Source organism: Clostridium yunnanense, from assembly GCF_016595795.1.
GTDB classification, from domain to species: Bacteria; Bacillota; Clostridia; order Clostridiales; family Clostridiaceae; genus Clostridium_AR; species Clostridium_AR yunnanense.
The window spans coordinates 1-26,144 of record NZ_JAENHN010000039.1; the positions used below are offsets into that span (position 1 = coordinate 1).

A 26,144-nucleotide genomic window follows, 5' to 3' on the forward strand; every position below is an offset into this window, starting at 1 on the left:
CTTTTTAATCATTTGAATCACCCACATAAATTTAATAATTTAAGTATAACATAAAAGACCTAGAAAATTGTCTCCTGACAATTTTCTAGGTCTAATTTGCTAAAAGGGACTTTTTCAGTGCCCTCTTAAATAGGTAATGCTTTTTTTATTAGCGTCTAGCTTTTGCTAATTCATATAGAGTTCTTACTCCAGCACCAGTACCACCCTTTATAGAGTAATCATCTGCAGCATCAGTCCATGCAGTTCCTGCTATATCCAGATGAAGCCATGGCTTATCTTCCACGAATTCTCCTATGAAAAGTCCTGCAGTTATTGTTCCTGCATTTCTTCCACCTATATTCTTAAGATCAGCAATATCAGACTTTATCAACTTTTTATATTCATCAAATGCAGGCAGCTGCCAAACCTTCTCTCCTGACACCTTAGATGCTTTAACAAGTTCCTCATAGAAAGTATCCTTGTTAGTTACCACTGCAGTAGTTGTAGTTCCAAGAGCTACTAAGGCTGCTCCAGTAAGAGTGGCTAAATCTATAACTTCAGATACATTTTCCTTTCTTATGATATAAGTAACTGCGTCAGCTAAAGTTAGCCTTCCTTCTGCATCAGTATTTAAAACTTCTATTGTTTTTCCAGCCATAGATCCAATTATATCACCTGGTTTATAAGCTTTTCCAGAAATCATATTTTCACATGCAGCTACCACAGCTACTACATTAATTTTAAGCTTACATTTTGCTATTGCACTTATTGCACCTATAACTGCAGCAGCGCCACCCATATCTGATTTCATTGTCACCATTCCATCATTTGGTTTTAATGAATATCCACCTGAATCATAAGTTAGTCCTTTTCCAACTAACCCAAGTATATTGTCTTTATTCTGATCATCTCCAAAATATCTCATCACAATAAGTCTTGGTTTTTTCTTTGAACCCCTAGCTACTGATAAAAAAGCATCCATTTTTAAATCACATATTTGTTCTTTTTCAAGAACCTCAGTCTCGAATCCATATTTAACTCCAGCCTTTACAGCTTCTTCAGCTAAAGTTTCAGGATAAATTGTGTTTGCAGGCTCGTTTACAAGATCCCTTGCTAATATTGTTGTTTCTACAAGCACCTTAGCTTCCTCTATAAATTTATCTACATCTAACGCTTTAATATCATCTATGTTTGGGCTTCCAATTGAGAATTCGAATTCTCTTTGATCTTTATCCCCATTTTTTTCACTCTTGTACTTATTAAATTTATACGTGCTTAGCCCAGCACCTTCAACCATAGCTTTTACAACTAAGTTTAATTCAACTTTATCTGTATCTATAAGTCTCAAGAATATTTTCTTATTTTTTAGTTCTGTAGCCTTTTTTAAAGCTTTTCCTACAGCTCTTCTAATCTTTTCTCCATCAATAGCTTCTTCTTTACCAAGACCAACTAAAACCATATCCTGAGTTTTGCCATCTATAGTTCTAACGAAATTATATATTTCCCCGAACTTTCCTAAAAAGCTTCCTTTGTTTTTAGCATATTCTAATACAGTATTTACATCACCATTAGGAGTCTGTAATCTATCTTCAAAAAGAGAAATTATAGCTGCCTCACCATCAGTGCATCCAAATTTTTTAAATCCAATATTCATTACCTCTACACCTCTTTCTTGATAATAAACTTATTTCTTCAAATATAAAACTTACTTATTTGATTATAAAATAATTTTATCGTTTAATTAATTCACTGTCTATATACTTACTATCATACATAACCTTTGAATGATTTTTTATTAGCAATCTCTCTTCAATTATATTACCATCAATTTTATTAATTATTCTTCTAAATACCTTATTGTTCCTATAATAATCATCACCCTCTATAGAAAAGTGAGCTTCTTTTTCAACTATATGATATGAATATTGTTGCTCATTTAAACATCTTAACTCCCCACATAAATGAGTATCTGTAGTGTATGTTATTATTTGATAAGTATTTTTAGTATTGTTTTTAACTTGATAATCAAGATAGTTGTATACTATAGATGTACCAGTTCCAAAAGGAAGTGCTCTATTATAATCTGGAAACAGATCGAATTCATTATGATGATGATGTTCTACTATAGTAAGTTCACTATGAAGAACCATCCAATGTATCAAATTGGTAAATTGACACATTCCACCCCCTATACCTCTGCTTGTCCCACTATTGTTTATAGTAAGTCCTTCCAGATACCCTTTTGACTTAGTACATCTTCCAGCGAGCTTCCAAAATGAAAATGTCTCACCAGGTTTTATTAAAATCCCATCAATTTTTGAGGTTGTCAACATTAAGTTAACCGCCTTGTTTTCTTGTAAGCTTTGCTCAACATTACCAAGCTTTCTTCTTATCAGTGAATTATGTGAATATACCAATATAGGAAGCTTAGTACTACTTCTTTCCTTTGCATATGTTTCTCCTCCAAACCACCACTTAAGATATCTTTTACTTTGTTCTTTAGCTACAGAAATCTTATATGTTAAAGGACTAATTTCACAAAATAACTTTCTACCCATTTTAATTTATAACCTCTCTTTACTGTGCTTATAATAATTAATACGTGTCACTTCATAAAAAGTTCCATTATTATAATCATATACCATTTTACATTTTAATCCAAGCATTCGTAAGTATTCGCTTCTTCATATAATTATTTATATGGATGTACTAATTGCAAATACAATTCATAATTAAAACAAAGTACCATTAATAGCTGAAATATTTGTTAGTTCATTTTAAGAATATGAAGCCAGAATGCCTATACATCATATAAATTTGATATAATTAGTTTATAATAAATTTATATGATGCTATTGTAATACATTCTTAGGTAAGTACAATAGGTACATATACAGTAACTTTCATTTTTAATTATCATTCAGGAGGATACTTGATGAAACGTTGGTTAAAATCAACCAGTTTAATTATTATATTATCGCTTATTTTAATTCTTGCCATAAATTATCTTCAAACACTCATAATTGATAATTCTCTTGAAGCGATACCAAATAATATTGCTAAAGTAGATAATGTGAATATAAATTATAAAATCACTGGAAACCAAAATAACCCGCCAATATTATTAATACACGGATTATTCTCATCCTCTGATGATTATAATAATTTATCAAAAAGGTTATCAGACAAATATAGAGTAGTTTCGGTAGATCTAATAGGCTTTGGACTGTCAGACAAAAGAGATGACTTAGATTATAATACAAATACTGTTGCTAAGATATGCAAAGATCTTATGAATAGTTTAGGATATAAGAAATTCTCTGTACTCGGTCACTCAATGGGTGGTGGCATAGCACTACTGATGACACTTAACCATCAAGATTCTATCGATAGACTTATACTGGTAGATAGCACTGGTCTTGGAGAACATGTTCATGCAAATCCTCCAAAGTTTATAATAAAAGAAGGTATGCTAACTTATTTTCCTCAGCTTGCTATGTATAGTCTAAACTTTAATAATCCCAAATATATAAACTACGATACCTTTGAAAAGAACTTATTCTATAACAGACAGCTAACTAGTAGTACAGTACAGAAACTATTGGGTAACTGTAAATCTATCGATAACTTGAAGGACAGATTAAAGGATATACATGCTAAAACCTTGATAATTTGGGGTGCTAAGGATAATGTTCTACCTGTAGACAATGCATATACTTTTAATGATCAGATCAAAGACAGTAAGCTTTCTATTATATCTAATTGTGGCCATATGCCATTTGCAGAATCAGAAGATTTATTTGTAAATGAACTTATTTCATTTATGTCAAACTAATACAATTAATAACAATAAAAAGTCGCTGAAGCGCCTTTCATATACATAAATAAAAGAAACCATTTATGTTAAATGGTTTCTTTATGTACACTTTAGATTATTCAATTATGCTAGTATAAAGTTATAACTTCACCACTATTTAGTGAACTCCTTACATCTATAACTCGTTGATTTGATGAACCTCTATACTTTACACTTTCATCTCTTAATGTTATCTCAAATCTTCCATCAACCAACACATCTATATTATTTATAAGCTTATTCCAATCTTCATTATCTTTCAAGTTGTTTAATATGTACTCAAACTTATAACCTGTATAGCACCATATATTAAGACCTAGAACTTTTATCCTCTGCGCCATATAAGAAAACTTATCCGCCTGTTCAAAAGGATCTCCACCACTAAAGGTCACACCACTTATTATCGGATTACCTTTAAGCTCATCTATCAGCTCATCCATATTTCTTAATTCACCACCATCAAAGCTATGGGTCTCTGGGTTAAAACAGAAACCGTATCTATAGTTTTTATACTTCTCACAAATAAAAAACTCAGTAATTACAATACTCATGCTCAATTAATTAGATTTTATAAAAAGCATAAAATAATTTCCAACATAAAACTGTAGATATCTTGTGGAAATGAAAGATGATGTCTTATTTCTATGATTCAATTACATTTTGCACTTCAAAATTGTATCAATATTTCTAAATCATTAGAAGATTATATTATAATTACCTTTGTTCTTTAAAACATATAGTGCTAGTCCTCTATTAACTATACATTTATGTTTTGTTCTTAAAGTTAATAATAAGAATAAGTATGAGATATTTTACTAATTTGAATTCTTTATAAGCAACTTCTATGTAAAACAATTTTCCAATAACAAGCCATATTTCATATCTCACTTTAGATAAAATTCATTGCTGATTTGAGTAAGTTCTTACAAGAGCAGTCCACCTCCTTAACTGAAATAACGAGCTGTCCGTGGGTTGAGTGAAAAAACCACCATTTACGAGGGCAAATTAACCTTAAAATTCAACTCTGGAGTGAAGGTAGATATAACTGAGAACACTATAAAAGAAGAAGGCATTTACTCAATTTTGGCTAGTGCCTTCTTCGTTTTTGTTTAAATCCATAAGTCTTTTCCTTTTTCTGGCTTTCATAATACTGATGGCTGTAGTCCATCACTTCTGGGTGTTCACCAAACATATCCGGGATAAAGCCATATCTTTAAAAAAATGAAGTCTTTTCTTCATCGGTAGCAAAACGCTCTTCTGTACGTTTTCCAGAAATTCTGATGTTCTCTTTTCCATCAAAAAACTTTGTACTTTTACCTTCGCGGTACTTAACTGGAGTACCCTTCTCTATGTAAAAACCAGAAGAAATATTATTCATTTCTCTATCGGTTCTTTCACCGTCATACAACCCCTTGGCTAAGTTTTTCAATAAGTCTGCAATTCCCATAATTATTTTCCTCCTTTATTTTTAGGTGCATGCTAATGCACTTTCTGCTAAATTTAAAAGTTCCCTAATCTGCATAATCACGAAGTACACTTTGCTATGAGTCATTGCTTCCTCAGCGTTTAATTCATGCCCATTCGCGTTACAAATGTGCCTCACGCCATGTAACCTATCCAGAAATTCACTATCATCTCCTAACAGATGCTTACGTTCACAAATTTTAAGATTCACCAACATCTTGTCGTCTATTACATCCTGACCCTTAGAATGCTGAACTACGAGTTTTAAAGCTTCTTCCATAACAACTCTAGCATCATAAATTGCGTACCGATATTTGTCATGCTGCATTTGCTGATAGGCATCATCTAGCCTGCCCCGCAATTGCTCTAAGTGGTCAGAATAGAACTGCCTGCAATGTCCAGCCCGGTCTAAACCGGACCGATTATACTTGTCACGGCCATATCCCTGTCGGTCCAAGCCTTCTCTGTTGAAGCCATCTCTTGAGTATCCACTCTGGGAATAACCTTCCGCATCATATCCATAGTGGTCGAATCCATACTGATCAAAGCCTGCTCTATCATAACCTCTTCTGTCACGACCGGATCTATCGAAGCCATCTATTCCAAACCCTCGTTTATCGAACCCCTCTGCGTTGTAGCCTTGCCGGTTCAAGCTATTCTTGTCATAACCTTCTCCGTCATATGGTGAGAATCGCTCAATTAATTCATCAATTCCAATTCCTAACAGTGTGGCTCCAGCTACTCCCCCAATGATCCCGAGAATGGTCTTGTAGTTTATTTTAAACATATAATCACCTCCTTGTTTTTGCTTGCACCTTCATTTTACTTAGTTTGAACTACAATGTCGTTCACGTTTCGTGAAGTTAGAAAAAAGAAAGAGCTCCGGAATAATCATGAGCTCCAAACATACAAGTTGTTTATTTTTTACTAGCATCTATACCTAATCGAAGAAATGTATTTGCATACTTATTGCCTAATGTTGCAATTGCTAACATCATCTCCCCTCCAACGGTACGATTCATATCGTCACTTAAATTATTATCCACTATACAGAATGTATATCTTAATGCTGTATAGTAATCAGCGAGATCAGACCACTGTGCTGAAGCTTTCAGTTTTTGAAGTAATGTAATAATAACTTCTTCAACATTATCAAGAAGTTCCTGTCGCTCTTTCTTTCGTTCATCATCAACTTCATCATCAGAATTGTATAAATAGTAGTTTTTGAGAAATTCGGCCTTTTCAATCTGTTTCTTTTCCATTGCTTTTAAACCATTAACCATGTGCGCATTTGCTATTCCAAACCCGTTTAATAAAAACCACCAAAGACAGTTTACTGCAGACTCAGTCGTGTCATTTGACTCGCATGAATCGATGTAAGCTTTTATACAAATATCAAAATCTTTCTGGTCAATTTCTTTGCCCACCTTCATGTCTTTATACATACTGATATGAGCTTCATAACCTTTTCTAAATAGGGGGTCAGTTAGTGCTTCGTCTGTACATATAATTGGAAGAAATGTTGTAGTCATTTCTCTCATTTGCATTATATCGTCAAGGGGAAGCGAAACGATATTAAGCCTAGAAAAATTGCCATACTCAAGTTCATCTTCCGTTACCATATAATGAGCTGCAATTTTCTTACGTACTTTTGGCTTTGGTTTTCGAGTCCCCTTTTCATAGTTTGCAATTGCCGCCGGCGATTCTAGACCAAGCGCATAAGCAAGATCCATCTGCGTTTCTCCATAAGCTATTCTCAGATTCCTTATATTTTTGCTTATATTATCAACATCCATCACATTTACTCCAATCCAGTCTGTTTTATTAAATTAAGCAGAGTAATAGCACTCTAGTCTTAATAAAAATATAATTCTTGCTTATGCTATCACATAAGACTTTACGCAAAAAGCATCTAAATCGTCCACTCAAAGGTATCAAACATCTAACTTGGCCACTAGTAAATCACTGACGACCAATTGGTTTAAGTCTCACTATGATATGTTCACATTCGGAAAAATATCACTCGATCTGAACGATCATACCTTGGCTCAAAAGCACAAATTGCTTACCTTCTTGACTTTCTACACACCTGCTCTTTCACCCTTGACATTAATAATACGATATCAAATTGGGTACACTTGTATTATTAGGATAATAAGCATTCCAAGATTCTCTCAAGTTATATGGATAATGTGATGTTTAGCTAGGACTTATCAATACTATTATATTTTCGCAGATATATCATAATCTAAGAAAGTTTAGATAGCCTAAGTATAAAATTATATTATCTCAATTCTACGAATGATTTTTCGCTCACTTATCTCTGCAATTAAGTCTGCTCAATACTACATTTGTGTGGTATATAGGTATTCATACACCAATTATTTTCTAAAACGCTTTTAAATCCAGCGTATGACCATGGTTTATTTCCCTGTTTTTCTAGAGAGTTCACTTTTCCCTCAACCAGTTTCTTTATAACATCCTTATCCATCACAGGAAACAGCCCTTTAATTTCCTCTATGTATCCTATAAAACCTGTAAAATCAGCAATGAAATCTCCTTGATACAATTTGTCCAACTTTAGCTTTTCAAAATGAAATTTAACTCTTTTATAGGTATCTTCATCCCATCCTTCTAACTTTTCAATATAGAATTGGAACCCTATATTGAAATTTTCAATTACCTTACACTTTAAGAATTGTAAAATATCATTAGCAACTTCATCGTAATATGGATGAAGAAGCATTGCTTCTTTTTTAATTGAATAATAGTTATCCTTATCTTCATTACATTCTTTACAAATAGGAACAAGATTATTCGCTGTTATCGCAAATGACGGAAATATTGACTTTGGCAGATAGTGATCCAATTGTCTAACTGTTCGAGTAAAGTAATTGCAATATGGACAAACCTCTACTGAACTCCTTAATTTTTTATAAAATGCATATGAATCTTTATAGCTTTTATTAGAACTACTAAATCTATTGCTATACGTATTTTTCATATATTGTTTAAATTCATTATCCATTCTTGTGAATTCATTTTCTTTATTTAGAAAATTCTCGACATCATAAACATTTTGATCATATTCATTTGATTCTTGTATTATCCTATCTTTGTAATCTAGATTCTTAAATGAATTACATATATCTTCCTGCGTAATACTAGGCTTATCAATTTTCTTCATTATCTTTCACCGCCTTATTAACGAGACTTTGAATTAATACTTGTCCTAAATAACCTACATTTTTCTCAAACTTCTCAAGAGTTTTTTCAAAATCACTCTCAAGTTCCCTTTCAATCAGTTGGTAAAATCCAGTTTTAATAAGCTCAAGTCCAAAAACCTCCCTTGTTAATGAGTCAATACTCGTAGCAAATGATTCTATTTTTATATCTGAAAAATACATGTCTTTTTTTACTCTATCCACCCTATTTACACAATTTCTAGGGACTTCTTGCAACACTATAGGTGAATGTGTTGCTATAATTGCCACAGCATTCTTCTTAACTAAAAGATATGAAAGTGTTCTAATATAGGTTGATAGTAAAGGTGGATGTAAGTGTGTCTCTGGTTCATCGATTACAACAATTGTTTTTTCATAGATGGATTCAGAGAGCAATGTTAGTGACAGCATAATAATCATATGTCCTGAACTTAACTTGTTAAAATTATACATAACTAACTTCAGTTCTTGTGTCTCTAAATCATATCCTTCTTTAGGTATATCCTCACTATTTAGATAACATTCAAGTATTTTTATGAATTCATTATCTGAAAACATTGGATCTGTATTTAAATTTCGACACGTTTCTAGATAAATATCAATCTTATTTCTATGCATTTTAATCCTTTTCAAGGCATCTCTGAACTCTTTTTTCAGATCTTCAACAGATTTTGTTTTAGTTTTTCCATCCTTCTGATTCTTACTAACTAATCCAATGTACTTATACTTTCTATTAAAGATTTCTAGTTTTTCTTTAGCAACTTTTTTATCTAAACTCTCTAAGTAGTTATTATCAACTTCTAAGCACAGTGCATCATCAAATACACTGAAGGATATTCCAATTACACCAGAAAAGCTATTTTGCGCGCATTCAATGGAAAATCGGTCACTTACTTCGTATTTTTTCGATGGCTCAAGTGCTACTTCACTACCACTATTTTGCAATAATCTATTAACTATGTTGTATAAAAGCCATGTTTTACCTACACCGTTTCTTCCAATTAATACATGAATATTAGATGGTGGCTTTGAGTCAGGAACTACGTTAATATTAATTTCTTCAGTATCATACTTAAAGTCAAACGAATAAGGGGTCAATTCAGATTCGCCATGAATGATTCTACAAAACTGTAGTATAACAGGGTAATAAAGGTTTCTCATCAATGAATTTATCAAGATTGGTTCTCCTTGATTATGCATCCTCTTGAACTGATCTATATTACTTGACAAATCTCTTAATGATTCATAGTAATTAAAAGCTCGCTCATCCAAAATCCTATTAATATTTTTATAATAATTAATATCTTGACCTAAAGAAAAAAAGTCTTCCGGTAAACTTTTAAAAGTATTTTTTGGTAGCAATTGCTTAATAGAGTAAGAGAGATAATCATTAATCGTTCTTGTTGGTTCAACTTTATTCTTTAAGTTGTAACACCCAATTTTAAGAACGCCAAGTTTTTGAAGCCCTTCTTCTTTTACTGCAAGGTAATATGCTTCAAATTCAGTGCAATATCCATAATCATCCCAATGTATATAAATCAGATATACTGTATCTGTATCTCTCGCTTCATAAAGAGAATCAATAAGTTTAAATTTCATAACTCTTCCCTCCATATTTTGATAAACACGTGTTTACAAAGTCATAATGATACACACCAAAGCTTCATAAACTATAGCTAATAACTTTTTATCTATATAATTTCTCTTACATTAATACATATAAACACTCCACCAGGATCAAAAATAATAGTTGCCATTTTGCCTTTACTCATCAAATCCCTGTAGTAAATCATTTATACTAATGGCTTTGCTACATATTAATCTATTTACTTGATATACTAAGTTCCTATTATAGACATTATCAGAACCACCTATAATATATCCTTTAACATCACCATTTTACAAGCAACCATAACCAATTAAGACATTGATTTATCTAGCTTATATGTATTAAACATATTCTGACACCCTCATGTTAATTACGTTTTGCTATTAATATATGATTAATTAAGAATAGCATTTAATTGTCTTTGCTTAAGGAAAACACCTGGTATCCCCGGTACTAAAAATCCCTTTTAAATCATTATCAGGGTTTGCTATTACAATTAAATGTCACCTATTTTTCTTGCCATCTATATCTAATTCTATACCTAGCCAAACCATACAAAAATCCTTCACAGAATCTTTTAGCTCTTTATACTGATAATAGTGAAAATTGTTGTGATTTGTTATCCTCACAATTTCCACATTAGACTCTTGAACCTTTGTAGAAAATTTCTTAACATCTACATTTCTTGTTTTAGCATCTCCCGTTTTCACTTTCTTTGTATGACAATGCAATTCAATAATCATACTTACCCTTGTTTCTTAAAAAACTATATTTTCCACTTATTATACCTCTATTCTACAAATATCTGTTATTTCCTCCATAAGATTACTAAAACACGCCTTTAAAGAGAGCTACAACAAATTTTGAAATGTACCCTATAGAGCAGACGCTAAAAACACTACTCTAATGGTACTTTTTGCATAATTAAATTAACAGATATAGAAGAAGTAGCATTATCATTTAAAAACAAACATTTTAAAAAAGTTAGTAATAAAGCATTTACATATACTGATGAATTTAAGAGAGTTTTCATAACCGAGTATGAGAAAGGAAGACTTCTAAGAATAATATTCGAAGAATGCAGTTTTGAAATATCTATATTAGGCAAAGAGTTAATCAAACAGGTGTCATACTTCTTATAGAGAAGATGGCGTACTTGTGTTACAGGATATACGAAAGGGTAACTCCGGAGGAATACCTAACGAAAAAGATCTCACTATAGAAAAAATTATAAACGTCTTAAATCTCAAGTTAATTTACTAAAAGATAAGATTTAACTTTAAAAAAGTTAGAAATGGGGGTGAAGAAAAAAAATAGTTCTATTAGCAAGCGAACGAAAAAGATTTAGAATCAAAAGAGAATATCCTAATTGCATTTAATTTCAAGAATCGTAAAAAGTGTGCAAGGCAAATCAAAATGGCACTAGAGGGAGAGTTTAAAATTGTATATAATCTAAAGCGAATTCACAGAATTATGGAAAAGTATAATATTGTTTGTCCTCATCAGAAAGTCAATCCGTACAGAAGAATGCCTAAAACTACTAAAGAACATAAAGTATCTCCTAACCTTCTTAATAGAGACCTTAAACAAAGTGCTCCTGGTAAGGTATTACCTACTTATTATATAAAAATAGACGCAAGAAGGCTTATTTGTCGATCGTTAAAGATACATTTGTTCATTCAGATTAAGGTTTGAATTATACAAGTTCTATATTTCAGAATAAACTTAAGATATATAACTTAAATCAATCGATGTTTAGACGAGGTAACTGCTGACACAACGCCCCGCAGGAATCGTTCTTTGGGCATTTTAAAAATCAAGCCAATATAGTCAGTGATTACTATACTATAGATGCGTTAAAAAATGAGATAGATGACTATATGACTTATTATAATAAATATAGATATCAATGGAACTTAAAAAAGATGACTCCTATCCAATGCAGAAATCATATTCTTGATTTAGAGTAGTATCTTTGGATAAAATATGCTAATCTATCTAAGATATGTGCTATTAATATTAAATATTTCCTCTTAAATTTTAGACGCTTACTTTCAACATAAACTTATATAAATCATTACCTGTAAGTTATCTTTTTATTTTAGATATTATATAACATATAAAATAGCATTAATTTTAATGCTGCATATATAATAATGGTTTTAAATGGATTTTATTTATATTATAGATACATATTACTCATAAACTTATATTATATTTAGGAGATTATAACATATGATAGACTCTAATATTATTTGCTTAGATAACTACAGAAATAATAAGACTCCAAAATTATTATCACAAAACGAATCACTTTTAAAGAAAAGGTTATATATTCTCATAGGTATTCCTGGCTGTGGAAAATCTTATTACGCTGATCATAATCTAAAAGATAATAGCACAGTAATAATTTCAACCGACGAGATTAGGAAAAGTCTCTTTGGCTCTTATTCATTTTGCTTAAATACAAATAATTTAGTTATAAAGACCGCAAAGGAAAATATAAAAACTGAATTGCTTAATAATAATGTGATATTTGATGCAACAAATACTAATAAAAAATATAGAAAAAGCATAATAAATATTGGACTAAAATGTAATGCTATAATTATAGGAATTGTTTTTAATACTCCACTTCATATATGCCTAGAAAGAAATGAAAGAAGATGTAGTGAGAGAAAGGTACCTAAAAATATTATTATGAAGATGTCAAGTTTTGATTCTAATATAGACAAGTTTGAGGAAGGCTTCGATAGTATCCTATATGTGTGATTAAGCACAATCCCTCTCACCACATTCGTAAAAACACCAGTTCTAGTAATGGTGATTTCTTGATTTGGGAACATACATAGGTTTATGTAAATCAAATCTATATATGCTCCCCAAAAGAAAGACACCCACAACTTTTACGCAAGCTGATTCGGTGCCATACTCAAATCATGTTTATTTCACTAATAATATAATAGTTAGCATTATTATATCAATAAATAATAAAAAAAGTTAAAACTTAAATAAGATACTAAAGAAATAGTAATAAAATAAATCTTACATATTTTCTAGTGGCTTATTGCCACCTAGTAATTAGCTCCTCTTTTCAATAATTAAGGCTTATATTATCTCCAACAATGAGTTATTTAATTAATCCCACTATCTCTTCTATCTCATCTCTTATTTTATCTTGAAAAATACTTATAACTTCTGGATCTGTCTCCACACTAGATTTCAAAAACTTAGGAAGATTATATCCAATTAACTCTTTTTCTGCATGGATTATATCATTGTTTTCATCACTAATTACATCTAATTTGTTAAACATCTCAATAAGTGTTTTAAAATATATCTATACCTTCTGTATCATCACAATAATCTAGGACTTCCATTGACTCCTTATTCAAATTTCTTTTCCCAATGTTTATAAGATTCATTTTAATATCTTCTAAGAAAGCTATAATATTTCCATAACTATTGGCAGTTTTATATTTTGTTTGTATGAGAGTTATTGTATGATTTTCTATAAATGATGCATCTATTCACCCATCATTTGGTCCATAACAAATAAAAACCCCTTCGCTTATACGTTGTGCATTAATTTTAGAATCAGATTTGTCAAAAAGATATAATAAAATCCATTTTTAAAACTTGTCTCCCTTTTCGATATTAGTTAATTCTTCATCTCCTATATATTCTTCTAAGTTTTTTCAATATAACTATTTATTGTTTTCAATTATAACCATTCTCCTTATCCCTTAATACTGGATCAATTAAATATAACTAGACTAATCGCATAATAGATAAATAAAGGATAGACTACCGTTTAGAGGCTAAATAGGCTATCCTTATTATACTATATCAATGTATTTTTAACATATTTTACCTCAATCTCACCTTACTCATTACTCCATTAATAACATTATCCAACATCATTAATACTCCTAACCCCCCTAACAGTTTTAACTATATATGATAATTCTATTATAGGAATGACTTTATCTGCTCCACATTTTAGAAACCAATTTTCATTCTCACAAATTAGTTTTAATTCCGCTCCATCTACTAATTTTCTTTTTTCATTGACTTCAATATCTATCTTCCAACATACTATGTAATCAAAAGTTTCATATGGGTGATCATGCCTAAAAATATTGCTTAATAAAAATTCCATTTCAACTAATATTGGTTTTCCCTCATTATCAATACAAATTAAATCTGTAGTAGAATACTGTGAATAATGGGCAATAGACTCTATGTAATTTATATATTGCTTAAATCTATCATTACTTAGTAATGCTGCTAATAGTAATGCTACTTGTGATTCATTATCAGGAATCTTCTTTATAGGTATATTTTCTATATCTAATTCTTGAAGCTTATCAAAATTGTTTATCCTATTCCTTAATGCTATATTTTTTTCTTGTATTTGTGCTTGGCACTCTTCTTCCTTTCTCATTCTAAAATATACACTATCTGCAATTGGTAATATATCTTCATCTATAATCTTTTTTGCATTGCTCAATATCCACTTAACTTTTGGATCATCTTGATTACTTATATTATTTCTATCAGCAGTTAATTCAAAATTTTGAGAATTTACTATGAGATGAAAGTGATGGTAATTAGGGTTTGTTATTAAATTTGACTTTTTAGTCACGGGAATAAAATCCTTAGCTAAGTATACTCCAAATCTACTTTTTAGTCTTTCCGAATGTCTTAACTTACATATTGATTTTCTACAATTTACACCAGATACAGTACCGTACATTTGAAATGAAACATATTCTCCATTTATATTAGTGCTTCTGTGGTATGGTCCAAAATGTCTACAATAATTTACTGATTTCTTATAAACCTTCTCATCAATATCTTCTTTAGGATTTTCTTGAGGAGGATAAAATTGATGAGTTCCTGCTATCTCTTCTTTTATTTGTTGTATTTTATCATTGATAAATATTCTAGGAGCAATCTGCATATTTCTAACATACCTATTCAATTCTGGGTATATAGCAAAGAGACTTTTAAAGCTACCTCCAGCAGTAAACCATAAAATATAATCTTTTAAGGTGTGGAAATTGAAATACCTCTCAGGATTATCAATTAGATATCCCTCAATTCTAATTGCAGTACCATTATTGCCAATAATAGGAGACTCATTTTCTATCGTGTAACTAGGAACCTTATTACTATTTAAGTTATCCCAAGGATTATCCATTATCGCAATAGTTCTTTCTGCGTTTTCTTTTTGTGCCTTTACAACTATCCTCTTACTTTTAAAGAATATTTTAGTTCCCAAACCTTTTTCCCCAATACTTCTTATATCTTTTTGTGAGTCCCCTAAATTAAAAAAGCTTTCTATCTCACTTCTTCCCATCCCAACCCCATCATCTATAAAATCTATACAGAACAAGCCTTCATTATTACGATATAGCTCTATATTTATATTTTTAGCTTCAGCATCTATAGAGTTACTTATAGCTTCTCTAGGAACTTCTAATGGATTAACTATATTCTTGGCAATTTCTTTATATAAAGAAACATCCTTTACAAGTGGTATACACATTTCCAAATAAATCACTCCTAATTTAAAAATTTTAATAAGATTTGCAAAACTTGTGCATTGCACAACTTTTATTTTTTGCAATTTACTAAAATTAATTCATAAATTGTATAAGGATGATACAAATGGAAAGAAAAAATGTTATTGGACATAATCTTAGAATAATCCGTAAAAGTAAAAACTGTACTCAGAAGGATTTAGTTGCAAAAATGAATTTGCAAGGCATCAAAATTGATGAACCTATGCTTTCAAGAATTGAGTCTGAAACTAGGCCTGTATTTGATTATGAAGTTTATGCAATAGCCTACGCCCTTAATATTAGAATTGAAGATTTATTTAATAAGAAAAAAAGCTTAAGTATCTATAATACTTAAGCTTTTTTCCTCAGTAAATTTGCTAAAAAATATTCAAATGTCATTAAAAACCAAGTAAGTCTGCTCTTAATAGTATATATACTTATTTTTTTGTTTTCTATCTTTCGCCTTTCCCATAAAATAAGCATAATCTTCTCTACTCATATACTTTAATAATGAGTTATCTACGTTAGTTGATTCTCTATGTTGTCCAATTAATAATTCTTTAGTCTTTTTTAATATTTGTTTCAACATAGCTCATTCACTCCTTAAATTTTACATGTAATATTATATGTAAAAATATTATGTTGTTTCACTTAAAATTATTTCCACTTATTTGTATTTTATCCAAGAAATATTTTATTATATAAAATACTCGCTACTATACTACATATTATATTAACTATTATGCTAATTGCAAGTCCAGTATTAATATTTTTTACATATTTATTATTTTCATTTAGCAACTCTTCTTGTTTGTTACAGTCTCCCTTCGTTATGTTAAAAGTAAACACCTCACCATAATCATCCAAGGATTCAATAATAGACTTTCCAAGCTGATATCCTATTTGCTTCAATATCCCATATAATACAAATCCAATAGCTCCAACTATAATCAAGCCTTGAATTTGATCAATTCTTATTTGAAAAACATTTTTCACATTGAAATTAGATATATATAGGTTAACTGCACCTATAATAGCACCTAATCCAGTTACTTTTGTTATATTCTGTATGCCATTAGCTACTGCAAGTTTATGTCTCCTAAAATACTTATATTTATTATTAATACTGCTTCCTTGTTTTAACCCCTTATTCCATTCTTCTACAATATTAATTATTTCATCTCCTATGAGATGATTCACAAAAGTTACATCGCATATAACCGGAGCTAAGTTTTTATCTATACTATCTAAATCCTCAATTTTACCATTTAACAGCATTTGCAAAATTTGATCTGGTCTCATTCCAGATGATAGTCTCACAACTACTGTATGCCTTTGTGGACATCTATATTCTTTGAAGTTAATCATAAAATCCCACTTCAAAACCATATTATCGATACAATTAGAGCTTGTCCAATTATAATCTTCAAATTGGTACCAATTTGAGAATTCTTCAAATTTATTCTTTTCAAATCTCACACTTATGCTTTCTATTAAAGTGGTAATTTCATATTGTTTTAGCTTTTCTCTCATTTTATCTTTCAGAACAAATAAATCGTCTCTACCTATCACTACATCTCTAGGAAATATTCTAGTGGTACTATCAGGTTTACCATTTAATAGATTAAAAAGAGAATGTAACTCATTTGGATCTATCACTAACTTAGCTAAACTATCTTTATTATCAATAGTAAGTGCCCCTTTTGCTTCATACTGTGAACTTTCTTCCATTGCTTTCCCCCCACAATAAACTCTCAAATAATATAAATGATTATTTTTACTTGTTTACCATAATTTTATATGCTTGCAAAATAATAATCAAGAATAATTTTTGTATCACAAGAATACTAGTAAAGCGCCCTATTACTTTCATATTTTAAGTAGACGTATATTCAACCTATATGTTTGGCTTTTCATCCAACTTTTACCCACTTACCAAGTGCATAATCATGGTACTTTGTAATTATATTGAGTTTTTAATTAAATTAATGTTTATTGTTAGAATTGAATAAAGACTATAGACATAGTCTTTTACTACTTTAATCATATATAGTCTGTTTTTAGTAATATTAATTTTATAAATTTCTAAATTAGTTCCTTAACAAACACGATTTCTTTCTTTAGTCTCTTATATTTTTCTTTCCAAAATTCTATTTCTTCTTTTAATTGTTTATTTTCTTGTATAAGCTGTGATAGCTCTTGTCTACCATTTGGCGATAGTAAAGTTTTTTCTTCTTCTAGATATTCTTTTATTATCTCTTTATAAGGACTCCTGTTTAATGTTGCTATAGAAATACCTGATTGCTTTGAAAGTTCGGTTTTTACTAAAGGTATCTTCATTTTTCTAAAATAATCTAATTCCCTAATTAGTATCTTTTTATTTTTTTGTATTTTCTCTGCTGCAGATTTTTTTAAAGCTACAGCACCAGCTTTTCCTCTTTTATCATTACTACTCATTTTACAGCCCTCTAATTTAATACTTAAGTGTGATTGCCTCACCTTTTTTTAGACTTTCCTTAACATCTATAATTCTCTGATTGCTTGAACCTCTGAATTTCAAAGTATCTGCCATCTTATTTTTTTCAAATCTTCCATCTACTAAAACATCTATATACTTTAATAATTCATTCCATCCACGTCTACTATCCTTATTTGTCAAAATAAATTCATATGTATATCCGGTATAACACCATATATTAAAATTGGGATTATCAACAGATTCCTTGACTCTTTTTGCTATATATGCGAACTTTTCAGCCTGTTCCCAAGGATCTCCACCAGAAAAGGTCACCCCTGATAAAATTGGATTCTTCACTATTTCATCAATTAATTCATCCATATCCTTCAACTCACCACCATCCATTGGATGGGTTTCTACATTAAAACACCCTTCACAATTATGACGGCACCCTTGTCCAAATAGAACTCTTCTCACTCCTGGTCCATTAACCAAGCTTTCATGCATAAGTCCTGATAAACGAATCTCTTTATTCATAATCATTCAGTAATTTGGTACAGTTAAACACCAAATATTACTATACTCCTTCCTTTTCACTAATTCTCACTAACTACTACTTTTTAGGTCTACCACGTTTCTTGCATACCTTATTTTTAATATAATCAAACTTTGCATCTATTTCTTCTATATTAACACCTATTCTATTTATATAAAATTCTTTAATCCGTTCAAGTTGATTATTAGTCTTTAACACCAAGCCATCTAATCCCCTTTTCATTTTATCTTGTCTGCTTTTAAATAATCTTTCTAAATAATTATCAAAAAAATCTAAGCCTATATTTTTAAAATCTAAGTCATCACAATCTAAACATGGTAGTCTCATAAATTCACACTCAAAACTATCATCAAAGGCTTTAGCCATACAATCACCACATGGCATAGGCATTATCATCTCTGGAAACTCCTTGATTATAGCTTCCTTAACAACACCATTTAAGGTCTTGTTTTCTATATCACTTAATATTTGCTTTAACTTATCAAGATCATCTTCTTTTATATCGTCCTCTTTTTTTAAAACGTATTGATCTCCAGCATTAATAGTTTCAAATAAATCTTTATAAAAGTGATTATATATATTATCAGCATTCTTCATTCGTAATTCTTTACTAATGATATAATTATTATGTGAATCAATAGATTGGTGTCCCACCAAATAAGCAACTTCGTCTTCGGTTAAACCTGATTCTAGCCATGTAGATATTCTTATTCTTCTCAACGTATATAGTGAATATTTAGATTTATTATCTGTAGATATTATACCATTTCTGATCATTATTTCATTGAAATAATCTTCTATAGTTTGTATAGTACTGACTCTTCCACGTTTATAAAAAAGCCTTTTAACTGTTTTTCCATCATATTGCATATATACTGGTAATGATGATTTATTTATTATCTTCCACTTTTTAACTATAGACTGTACATTACTAATCATAGGTATATATCTCTCTTTGAACTTTTTTGCTCTATGTATATGTAAGCTTGGAATCTCAGTAGTTCCTTTATCACATTCATGCATAAGGCATATAACTTCAGTAGGTCTTGCACCTGTATAAAAACAGATTCTTATTATATCAATATAAATATCATCTATATCCTCATAATTCGCTAAAATGGCTTTTTCTATTTTCACCCTATCTTCCATAGGAATAGGCGTTGGCTTAGAAAATATCGAATCAAAATATAGTTCGCTATATAGTCCGTTACTGGCAAATATATCACATTCTAACTCATTATTTATCAGTTCTTTTGATGAAAGATATTTAAATAGCCCATTTCTTAATTTTGATAGTCTCGTATTTACAGTTTCAGTTGAAAGTTTATTATTACCTTTAGTCATCAAACTTTTTGTATAATCAGCATAATCTTCAATGTGGCAAAACTTCAATTCGTTTAATCCACCAGCATCTGTATAATTCGAGTCAAACCATTCTATAAATTTTTTAGCTTCTAAAATCTTTGAATGCGCAGTTTCTTTATATTCTATCTTATATATATAAGCCATAAAATCGTTATATATATTCAATGAAAGATTATTCTTTATCAGTATTGAATCTACGTATTTTACTTTATTTCTTTGACCTTTATTAATAAATTCAGCATTTTTTTCTATATTACCAAGATATTTAAGAACATAAAACATGTTGCTTATTAAAGCTGATTTTGAAGCCCATTCTGCAAATTCATAAAGTATATCTTCCGTTATATAATCTAAATCTACGCAATAATACAACATCAATTTTCTAAATCCTGATACTAAAGCCTTAGGCTCATATCCCAATAAACTTGATGCAGATAGTATCCTTTGTATTTCATTATTATGTAATATCTCTGGAATTTTCAAATTTATATTCAAAACTACCTTATCTGCTTTAATTCTCTTAGCCAAGACCATAATTACATAATAGATCATATTGGTGTACTTTTTCTTACTTGATATTATTTTATTTGAACTTTTTGCATTTTCCCAACTATAAATATCATTAAATTGTTCAATAGTCTTATCAAATCCTTTAAGATTCCATTCAATATTAGCACTTATATTTTTATTTCCTATTAAATATAACTCAAGAACATTTTTAAATAGGTCTCTGCTTAAGTGACTATTTATATTATCTATATTTAATATTTTTATAATTTGCTTTAGATTATATTTACTACTATATTCTAATTTTGAAATACTAGTATTAGTATACAAACTTTGACTCTCCATCTGATTCCTCTCTTAATAATTTAGTTCTTAATTTACTGATTTCCTCATCGGTCATCCCTAATTCGCTCAACCACTTTTCTTGATACTTTAATTCTATTATTAACTGCGAATTGCACTCTTCTAATATAGTATTCTCCCAATCTCTTCCCAGCTTACTTTTTAAAATAGCGAAATTTTTCGAATATCTATCCGCCAATTCTTCTAAATAAGTTTCACATGTATAAAAGAAATCGCACCTTTCACATCCACCAACTATCTCACACTTTTTAGAAAAGCAAAATCCAAAACCTAAAAACTTAGTCACATCATTTCTTTGTATATCCTGAGTCATTTTTTTCACTATTTCAATATATCTTTCTATTGAATATGGAGTTTTTAACATTTCCTTTATTATTTCAGCACCTTTACCTACTATCATACCTTCTTCAATAAGCCTAAGAGCTTGTAACTGTCTCTTATCTTGATTTTGTTTCGTATATCTTCTAGCCATTTCAGAAGATCGATGACCAGAATCAACCTTTACAGCAGCAATACTTCCATTAGTAATTTCATATATGTCATTAAATTTCTGATGCCTAAATCCATGAATCTTTACATCTGCGAATTCTACCAATTCGCCACAGTCATCTAAAATATTTGCCTTGCTCAATATATCAGAAAATTTCTCATATATATATGTTCTAGATAATAGCTTATTGTCATATTGAAATAATGAATATACATGTTTGCCTAATCTTTCGTTATAGAACTTTATTTTTATTTCAAGATTTTCAAATCTTTTTATCAAATACTTCAAAGGCTCAATTCCCCATGGGAGAACAGATGTAATTTTATTTTTCACGCCAATCTTATCTACTACCTGAAGTGATATCTCTGCAGATTCATATGTGCTATTGTATAAGCAATTAGGTTCTAGCCATAAAACTTCTTCTTTCCTTAAACCAGTAGCTGATGCTATTAGCATATACATCTTAAATAATAACTCTTGATCACTAGATGGTTCAAATAAAAGTATTTGTTGCAGTATTAGTTTACTGTACTCTCTTTCCTTAAACATTCTTGGTTTACAATCTTCTTTTCGAATATATCTTTCATTAATGTCAACAATTCTTGTATTTATTATATTTTCTCTCTGTGTCCATTCAAAAAACATAGCTACAAGACTTATTTTTACTTCTTTTGTTCTCTCTTTATATTTATTATTCATTATCACATACTCTTTATATTCTAACCAATGAGCTTCATTTATTTCATCTAGTCCCAATATTCCATGATAATTCTTACTAACCCACTTAAAGAATTGTCTTATATAAATTAAAGGCATTTCTGTTTTGTAATTTTTATTGATATACTTTTTTTGTAAATATTCTTTTATTACTTCCTTGGTTTTTTCACATTTTGTTCCATAATCTAATTCAATATATTGTGGAAGTTTATAAGGAAGTGCCTGTCTATTCATAATGCCTAATACTTTTTCTAATATAGTAGGGAAGCGCTCGTTATTCGCAACTCCTGTAAAAAAATTTTTATCTCTTAATCTAAGTATATCCTCATATGTTATTTCGTTAACATTAGTTTTTCTCAAGAATATTAATGCTTTAATAATTTGTACAAGAAATTTACTCTTTCTACGGTCAAGTCCTTTAACTTCCTTTTCATAACCCTCCCAAAACTCACTAGGAACTAAATTGAAATAATTTATTATCTCTCTATAGTTATTAATTCTAACTTCTTGTATATTATATTGGGGCTTAATGTGCTGTTTTAAACATAAAAAAATTACAAATACATTTTCTCTATAAATAAAATTCTTTTGTTTTAAGAATTCTTCTGGTGTGTTAAAGTTCATTATTATTTTTCTATATAAAACTCTTACATTTTCTAATGGTTTATCTCCATGAAATACATTTTTAATATAATCTTCTAATTCTTCAATAGGAGGAAACTCACACCTCCTAGAATCAGGATTTATCATCATAACTAATTTTTGGAACTTACTTAAAAAGGATATCTTTTGAGGAGTAATAGTATTAAAATCTTTATCTTTTAATTTGATAGTGTCCCTATAGGTTATACATTCTAATCTTTCCTTATTTAAATAAATTAAAGCTTTAATTATCTGAGAACAGAATCTTGTTTCTTGCTCTGGACTAATACCTATCATATCTTTATAGGTTGAAATAAATTCTTCAGGAATTAATTTATAGTATTGCACTAACTTAGGCGAATTTGTTATTATTAAGCTTTGCAAGTTGCATTTAGGTCTAACTCCTAGCTTTAAACAAAGAAATATTACCACTTTATGTTCACTTCTCTTATATTCATCTTTATTTAAAAAATCCTTAGGAGTTTTATATTTTATAAGTACATCCTCATATAATTTACGTGATTTTTCTGAGCATTCGTATATGACACTATCATTATATTCCCCAAATTCATTAACTCCTGGAAACTCCATATACCTAATTACCTTTCTTGAAATTTAGTATCTTCCATCTTTTTCAACAACTTAATATTATCTTCTCTGAAAAAATGAATATATGTTTCTCTTGTGGTCTTAGAGTTTTCATGTCCTAATATTCTCGCTAGTTGATCTAATTCCACATCTGCATCTATTTTTTTCATCTTACTAACCCATACACTTGCGTACGTATGCCTAAACGAATGTATAGTTAACTCTCCCTTCCTGTGATGAAGCCCTGAATTTTGTAGCACTTCATTAAAGATCTGATAAGTTCTTTGGTATTTTAATCTACCTCCACTCCTATTAATAAACATAAATTTATGTTTCTTTTTCTTTGCTTTCATTGTTATATTTCTATAAAATACACACTGTCTATACAAACTAAAAAATGTTTGATCTGTATCTATAAATTGAACTACTCTACTTTTATTATTCTTTATCTTCAAATCTGGAGGATTTTCCGGTCTACATACTATAGATACTTCCCATATATTTTCTTCCTTGCTCTTACATCTTATATCTGATTCTTTAGTAGTTAAAAATTTATCTCCATCATTTATGTTGTACTTTTCTATCTGAATCGCTAATGCTTCACTTATTCTCAAACCAGTTTTTCTAATTAGATAGAATAAAAGCTTAATTAGTGGATTTTTATTTTGACTTAGAACATAAAAAAAACTCTTTTCTTCTTCTTTTTCAAATATACAATTTACTTCGATAGGGGAACATACTTTACTATTAATATTGTAGATTCCTACTGACTTCAAAACTCCATTTACCGAATAAACAAATTTTTTATTATTATACCTATGACCAAGTAACTTACTATCAGCATTCACTAATATCTCTTTAATAGTAAATATTTTATTCAAATCTATATCTCTATTTTTAACTTCATATAAATACATTAAATAGAGCTTTACATTATTTGAAATTCTAATAATAGATCCTTCATCATACCCGATAGTTTTGCTATTATCTAATATTGAAACATTATCTCTTTTATATTCTTCTAGAATAGGTAACCTATTTACCATGCTTCTTTCTATCGTATCATTAACTCTAAAGTTTGGATCAATTATTTTCATATATCCGCCACAAAATTCATTTAACTCATTATATGTCAAAAGTTCCGGTGTAATATTAATCGTACTCATAAAGTCGTATAAAATGCATAAATCATATACTTTCCTCTTTACAGAATTTAAGGTGTCTCCATACCTCTTTTTCCGTTCTTTTAAGAAATGATACACATCACTTACTGGCTTATTGAAATTATCAATAAGAATATAAAAACATGTTTCTCCGTTCACATCTTTAAGTTCTCTAACATAATTAAGTCCACTTATTTCAATGTTTTTATAATCTATGTTCATAATTTCTCCTCTTCTATGTATGATTCATATTATCATATATAAATTTTACCATATTATTCAATATATTGATATATAGCTTTCTAATTCACTATACTCTACTTTTCTTATTTATGATAATCAATTTATTAGATACTAATTAAATAAAGAGTTAAGCAAGCAATTATCTTATTTTTTGCTCACCTAACTCTTTATTTATGATTATAAATCTATATCACACAATTTATTTATTGCACCCCTTCATATTACTAGGTTAATACCGATTAGCATCTATTTATCAATTAAATTATAGATACTTCCTTACAATTATGTTTACATCCCTGAGAAAAGAAAACTCTTCTTATTCCAGGACCATTTACTAAACTTTCATGTAATATGCCTGAAAGTCTTATCATTTTGTCTTCCATTACTAAATCAACACCTCAACTTTTTCTGAGCCCTATAGCTCTCCATTCCACTCTTTGTAAAATTGATCTAAAAACAGTTGCATAAACTTATGTCTTTCCTCTGCTAACACTTTTCCCCTCTCTGTATTCATCATATCCTTTAACAGAAGAAGTTTTTCGTAAAAGTGGTTTATCGTATTACTTCCACTTTTCTTATAAGCTTCAAAACTATGGTGCATTTCATAAGCTACACTCGGATTGTACATCTCTCTACCTTTAAACCCACCATAAGCAAAAGCTCTACCTATTCCAATAGCCCCTATAGCATCCAATCTATCTGCATCTTGAACTATCATACCTTCGATAGAATCCATCTGTGTAGCAACTTTTGCTCCTTTGAAGGTCACATTATCTATAATGTAACAAACCTTAGCTATAGTATCTGCATCTACATTCAATCCTTCAAGCCATTGCTTGGCAGCCCTACTCCCTGCTTTTTCATCTCCATCATTAAACTTCCAATCAGCAATATCGTGTAACAATGCAGCTAATTCAACAATGTCTTTATCGCATTCCTCAACCGCAGCTATATTTTTAGCATTCTGCCAAACTCTATATATATGCCACCAATCATGGCCACTTCCTTCACCACTGAATTTTTTTTCTAGCATTTCTGCAGTTTTTTGTATTGTATCAATCATAACCTTACCTCCATATTGATTAAGCAATTCATAGATAAAACAGTTCCAAACAGAATGATATTTGGATAAGCTTTACTATGAAGTAGTTTATCTATAGTATTCTGTAAGAGCCTTTGTTATTGATTATAATTTTAATAATATTAAGATTACAATCATGTAGCATTCTTTCATACTAAATTATAATATACATTGTTAATTAAATCATATATCAACATATAAATAATTTATAAATACAAAAAGATATAGGCTTTTCCTATATCTTTTTGTATTTAATTACTTATCTAATA

At 29.6% G+C, this 26,144-nt stretch carries 22 protein-coding genes and 2 pseudogenes; 4 read left to right on the forward strand and 20 right to left on the reverse strand.

The features are described from left to right. Nucleotides 1-148: 148 nt before the first annotated feature. Nucleotides 149-1,633, reverse strand: a complete 1,485-nt coding sequence (locus JHL18_RS13555) for a leucyl aminopeptidase (RefSeq protein ID WP_200270053.1) — start codon at nt 1,631-1,633, stop codon at nt 149-151. Nucleotides 1,634-1,709: 76 nt separating this feature from the next. Then, nucleotides 1,710-2,537: a VanW family protein gene (locus JHL18_RS13560; protein ID WP_200270054.1), complete on the reverse strand. Its 828-nt coding sequence runs from the start codon at nt 2,535-2,537 to the stop codon at nt 1,710-1,712. A 377-nt stretch (nt 2,538-2,914) separates the two neighbouring features. On the opposite strand from JHL18_RS13560, the gene JHL18_RS13565 reads away from it, so the two are divergent. Next, nucleotides 2,915-3,814, forward strand: coding sequence for an alpha/beta fold hydrolase (locus JHL18_RS13565; protein WP_200270056.1), 900 nt, complete (start codon nt 2,915-2,917; stop codon nt 3,812-3,814). Nucleotides 3,815-3,924: 110 nt separating this feature from the next. Here the strand turns inward: JHL18_RS13565 and JHL18_RS13570 are convergent, their stop codons facing one another. From JHL18_RS13570 to JHL18_RS13600, 7 genes are all read right to left on the reverse strand, one after another. Further along, entirely contained in the window at nt 3,925-4,386 is a 462-nt protein-coding gene (locus JHL18_RS13570) for a 4Fe-4S single cluster domain-containing protein (protein ID WP_200270058.1), read from the reverse strand. Nucleotides 4,387-5,048: 662 nt separating this feature from the next. Next, a complete protein-coding gene (locus JHL18_RS13575; RefSeq protein ID WP_200270060.1) occupies nt 5,049-5,282 on the reverse strand; it encodes a hypothetical protein in 234 nt (77 codons plus the stop codon). A 21-nt stretch (nt 5,283-5,303) separates the two neighbouring features. Next, entirely contained in the window at nt 5,304-6,086 is a 783-nt protein-coding gene (locus JHL18_RS13580) for a hypothetical protein (protein WP_200270061.1), read from the reverse strand. A gap of 130 nt (nt 6,087-6,216) precedes the next feature. Next, on the reverse strand, nt 6,217-7,095 hold the full coding sequence (locus JHL18_RS13585; RefSeq protein WP_200270063.1) for a helix-turn-helix domain-containing protein: 879 nt from the start codon (nt 7,093-7,095) through the stop codon (nt 6,217-6,219). Between the two features lie 533 nt (nt 7,096-7,628). Continuing rightward, nucleotides 7,629-8,486: an HNH endonuclease gene (locus JHL18_RS13590; RefSeq protein WP_200270065.1), complete on the reverse strand. Its 858-nt coding sequence runs from the start codon at nt 8,484-8,486 to the stop codon at nt 7,629-7,631. Further along, on the reverse strand, nt 8,473-10,122 hold the full coding sequence (locus JHL18_RS13595) for an AAA family ATPase (protein WP_200270066.1): 1,650 nt from the start codon (nt 10,120-10,122) through the stop codon (nt 8,473-8,475). Before JHL18_RS13595 ends, JHL18_RS13590 begins: the two co-directional genes overlap by 14 nt. Nucleotides 10,123-10,635: 513 nt before the next feature. Then, the gene (locus JHL18_RS13600; RefSeq protein ID WP_200270067.1) at nt 10,636-10,875 is read right to left on the reverse strand and encodes a hypothetical protein; all 240 of its coding nucleotides are present in this window, start codon (nt 10,873-10,875) and stop codon (nt 10,636-10,638) included. A 592-nt stretch (nt 10,876-11,467) separates the two neighbouring features. Between JHL18_RS13600 and JHL18_RS26605 the strand changes: the two are divergent. After that, nucleotides 11,468-12,102 (forward strand): annotated as a pseudogene (locus tag JHL18_RS26605) (IS3 family transposase); the annotation flags it as partial. Between the two features lie 265 nt (nt 12,103-12,367). Beyond that, nucleotides 12,368-12,904: an ATP-binding protein gene (locus tag JHL18_RS13610; RefSeq protein ID WP_200270068.1), complete on the forward strand. Its 537-nt coding sequence runs from the start codon at nt 12,368-12,370 to the stop codon at nt 12,902-12,904. 358 nt (nt 12,905-13,262) lie between these two features. Here the strand turns inward: JHL18_RS13610 and JHL18_RS13615 are convergent, their stop codons facing one another. Both JHL18_RS13615 and JHL18_RS13620 read right to left on the reverse strand, forming a co-directional pair. Next, nucleotides 13,263-13,448, reverse strand: coding sequence for a hypothetical protein (locus JHL18_RS13615; protein WP_200270069.1), 186 nt, complete (start codon nt 13,446-13,448; stop codon nt 13,263-13,265). Nucleotides 13,449-14,042: 594 nt separating this feature from the next. Next, nucleotides 14,043-15,686, reverse strand: coding sequence for an ATP-binding protein (locus JHL18_RS13620; RefSeq protein WP_243277884.1), 1,644 nt, complete (start codon nt 15,684-15,686; stop codon nt 14,043-14,045). Between the two features lie 122 nt (nt 15,687-15,808). On the opposite strand from JHL18_RS13620, the gene JHL18_RS13625 reads away from it, so the two are divergent. After that, nucleotides 15,809-16,057, forward strand: a complete 249-nt coding sequence (locus JHL18_RS13625) for a helix-turn-helix domain-containing protein (RefSeq protein ID WP_200270071.1) — start codon at nt 15,809-15,811, stop codon at nt 16,055-16,057. Nucleotides 16,058-16,123: 66 nt separating this feature from the next. On the opposite strand, the gene JHL18_RS13630 is transcribed toward JHL18_RS13625, so the two are convergent. The 9 genes and pseudogenes from JHL18_RS13630 to JHL18_RS13670 form a co-directional block, all read right to left on the reverse strand. Next, nucleotides 16,124-16,291 carry a hypothetical protein gene (locus JHL18_RS13630; protein WP_200270072.1) on the reverse strand — a complete coding sequence of 56 codons (168 nt, stop codon included), beginning with the start codon at nt 16,289-16,291 and terminating at the stop codon, nt 16,124-16,126. 89 nt (nt 16,292-16,380) lie between these two features. Then, nucleotides 16,381-17,433 carry a hypothetical protein gene (locus tag JHL18_RS13635; RefSeq protein WP_200270073.1) on the reverse strand — a complete coding sequence of 351 codons (1,053 nt, stop codon included), beginning with the start codon at nt 17,431-17,433 and terminating at the stop codon, nt 16,381-16,383. 354 nt (nt 17,434-17,787) lie between these two features. Further along, nucleotides 17,788-18,159: a hypothetical protein gene (locus JHL18_RS13640; RefSeq protein ID WP_200270074.1), complete on the reverse strand. Its 372-nt coding sequence runs from the start codon at nt 18,157-18,159 to the stop codon at nt 17,788-17,790. A 16-nt stretch (nt 18,160-18,175) separates the two neighbouring features. After that, entirely contained in the window at nt 18,176-18,697 is a 522-nt protein-coding gene (gene nrdG, locus JHL18_RS13645; protein ID WP_200270075.1) for an anaerobic ribonucleoside-triphosphate reductase activating protein, read from the reverse strand. A gap of 76 nt (nt 18,698-18,773) precedes the next feature. Further along, nucleotides 18,774-20,933: a site-specific integrase gene (locus JHL18_RS13650; protein ID WP_200270076.1), complete on the reverse strand. Its 2,160-nt coding sequence runs from the start codon at nt 20,931-20,933 to the stop codon at nt 18,774-18,776. After that, on the reverse strand, nt 20,908-23,391 hold the full coding sequence (locus JHL18_RS13655) for a site-specific integrase (protein WP_200270077.1): 2,484 nt from the start codon (nt 23,389-23,391) through the stop codon (nt 20,908-20,910). The genes JHL18_RS13650 and JHL18_RS13655 overlap by 26 nt, the downstream gene beginning before the upstream one ends. 8 nt (nt 23,392-23,399) lie before the next feature. Then, nucleotides 23,400-24,773 (reverse strand): tyrosine-type recombinase/integrase, encoded by a 1,374-nt coding sequence (locus tag JHL18_RS13660; protein ID WP_200270078.1) that lies wholly within the window; start codon nt 24,771-24,773, stop codon nt 23,400-23,402. A gap of 296 nt (nt 24,774-25,069) precedes the next feature. Beyond that, nucleotides 25,070-25,177: pseudogene (locus tag JHL18_RS13665) on the reverse strand (4Fe-4S cluster-binding domain-containing protein); the annotation flags it as partial. Nucleotides 25,178-25,209: 32 nt separating this feature from the next. Further along, nucleotides 25,210-25,857, reverse strand: coding sequence for an HD domain-containing protein (locus JHL18_RS13670; RefSeq protein ID WP_200270079.1), 648 nt, complete (start codon nt 25,855-25,857; stop codon nt 25,210-25,212). Between the last annotated feature and the right edge of the window lie 287 nt (nt 25,858-26,144).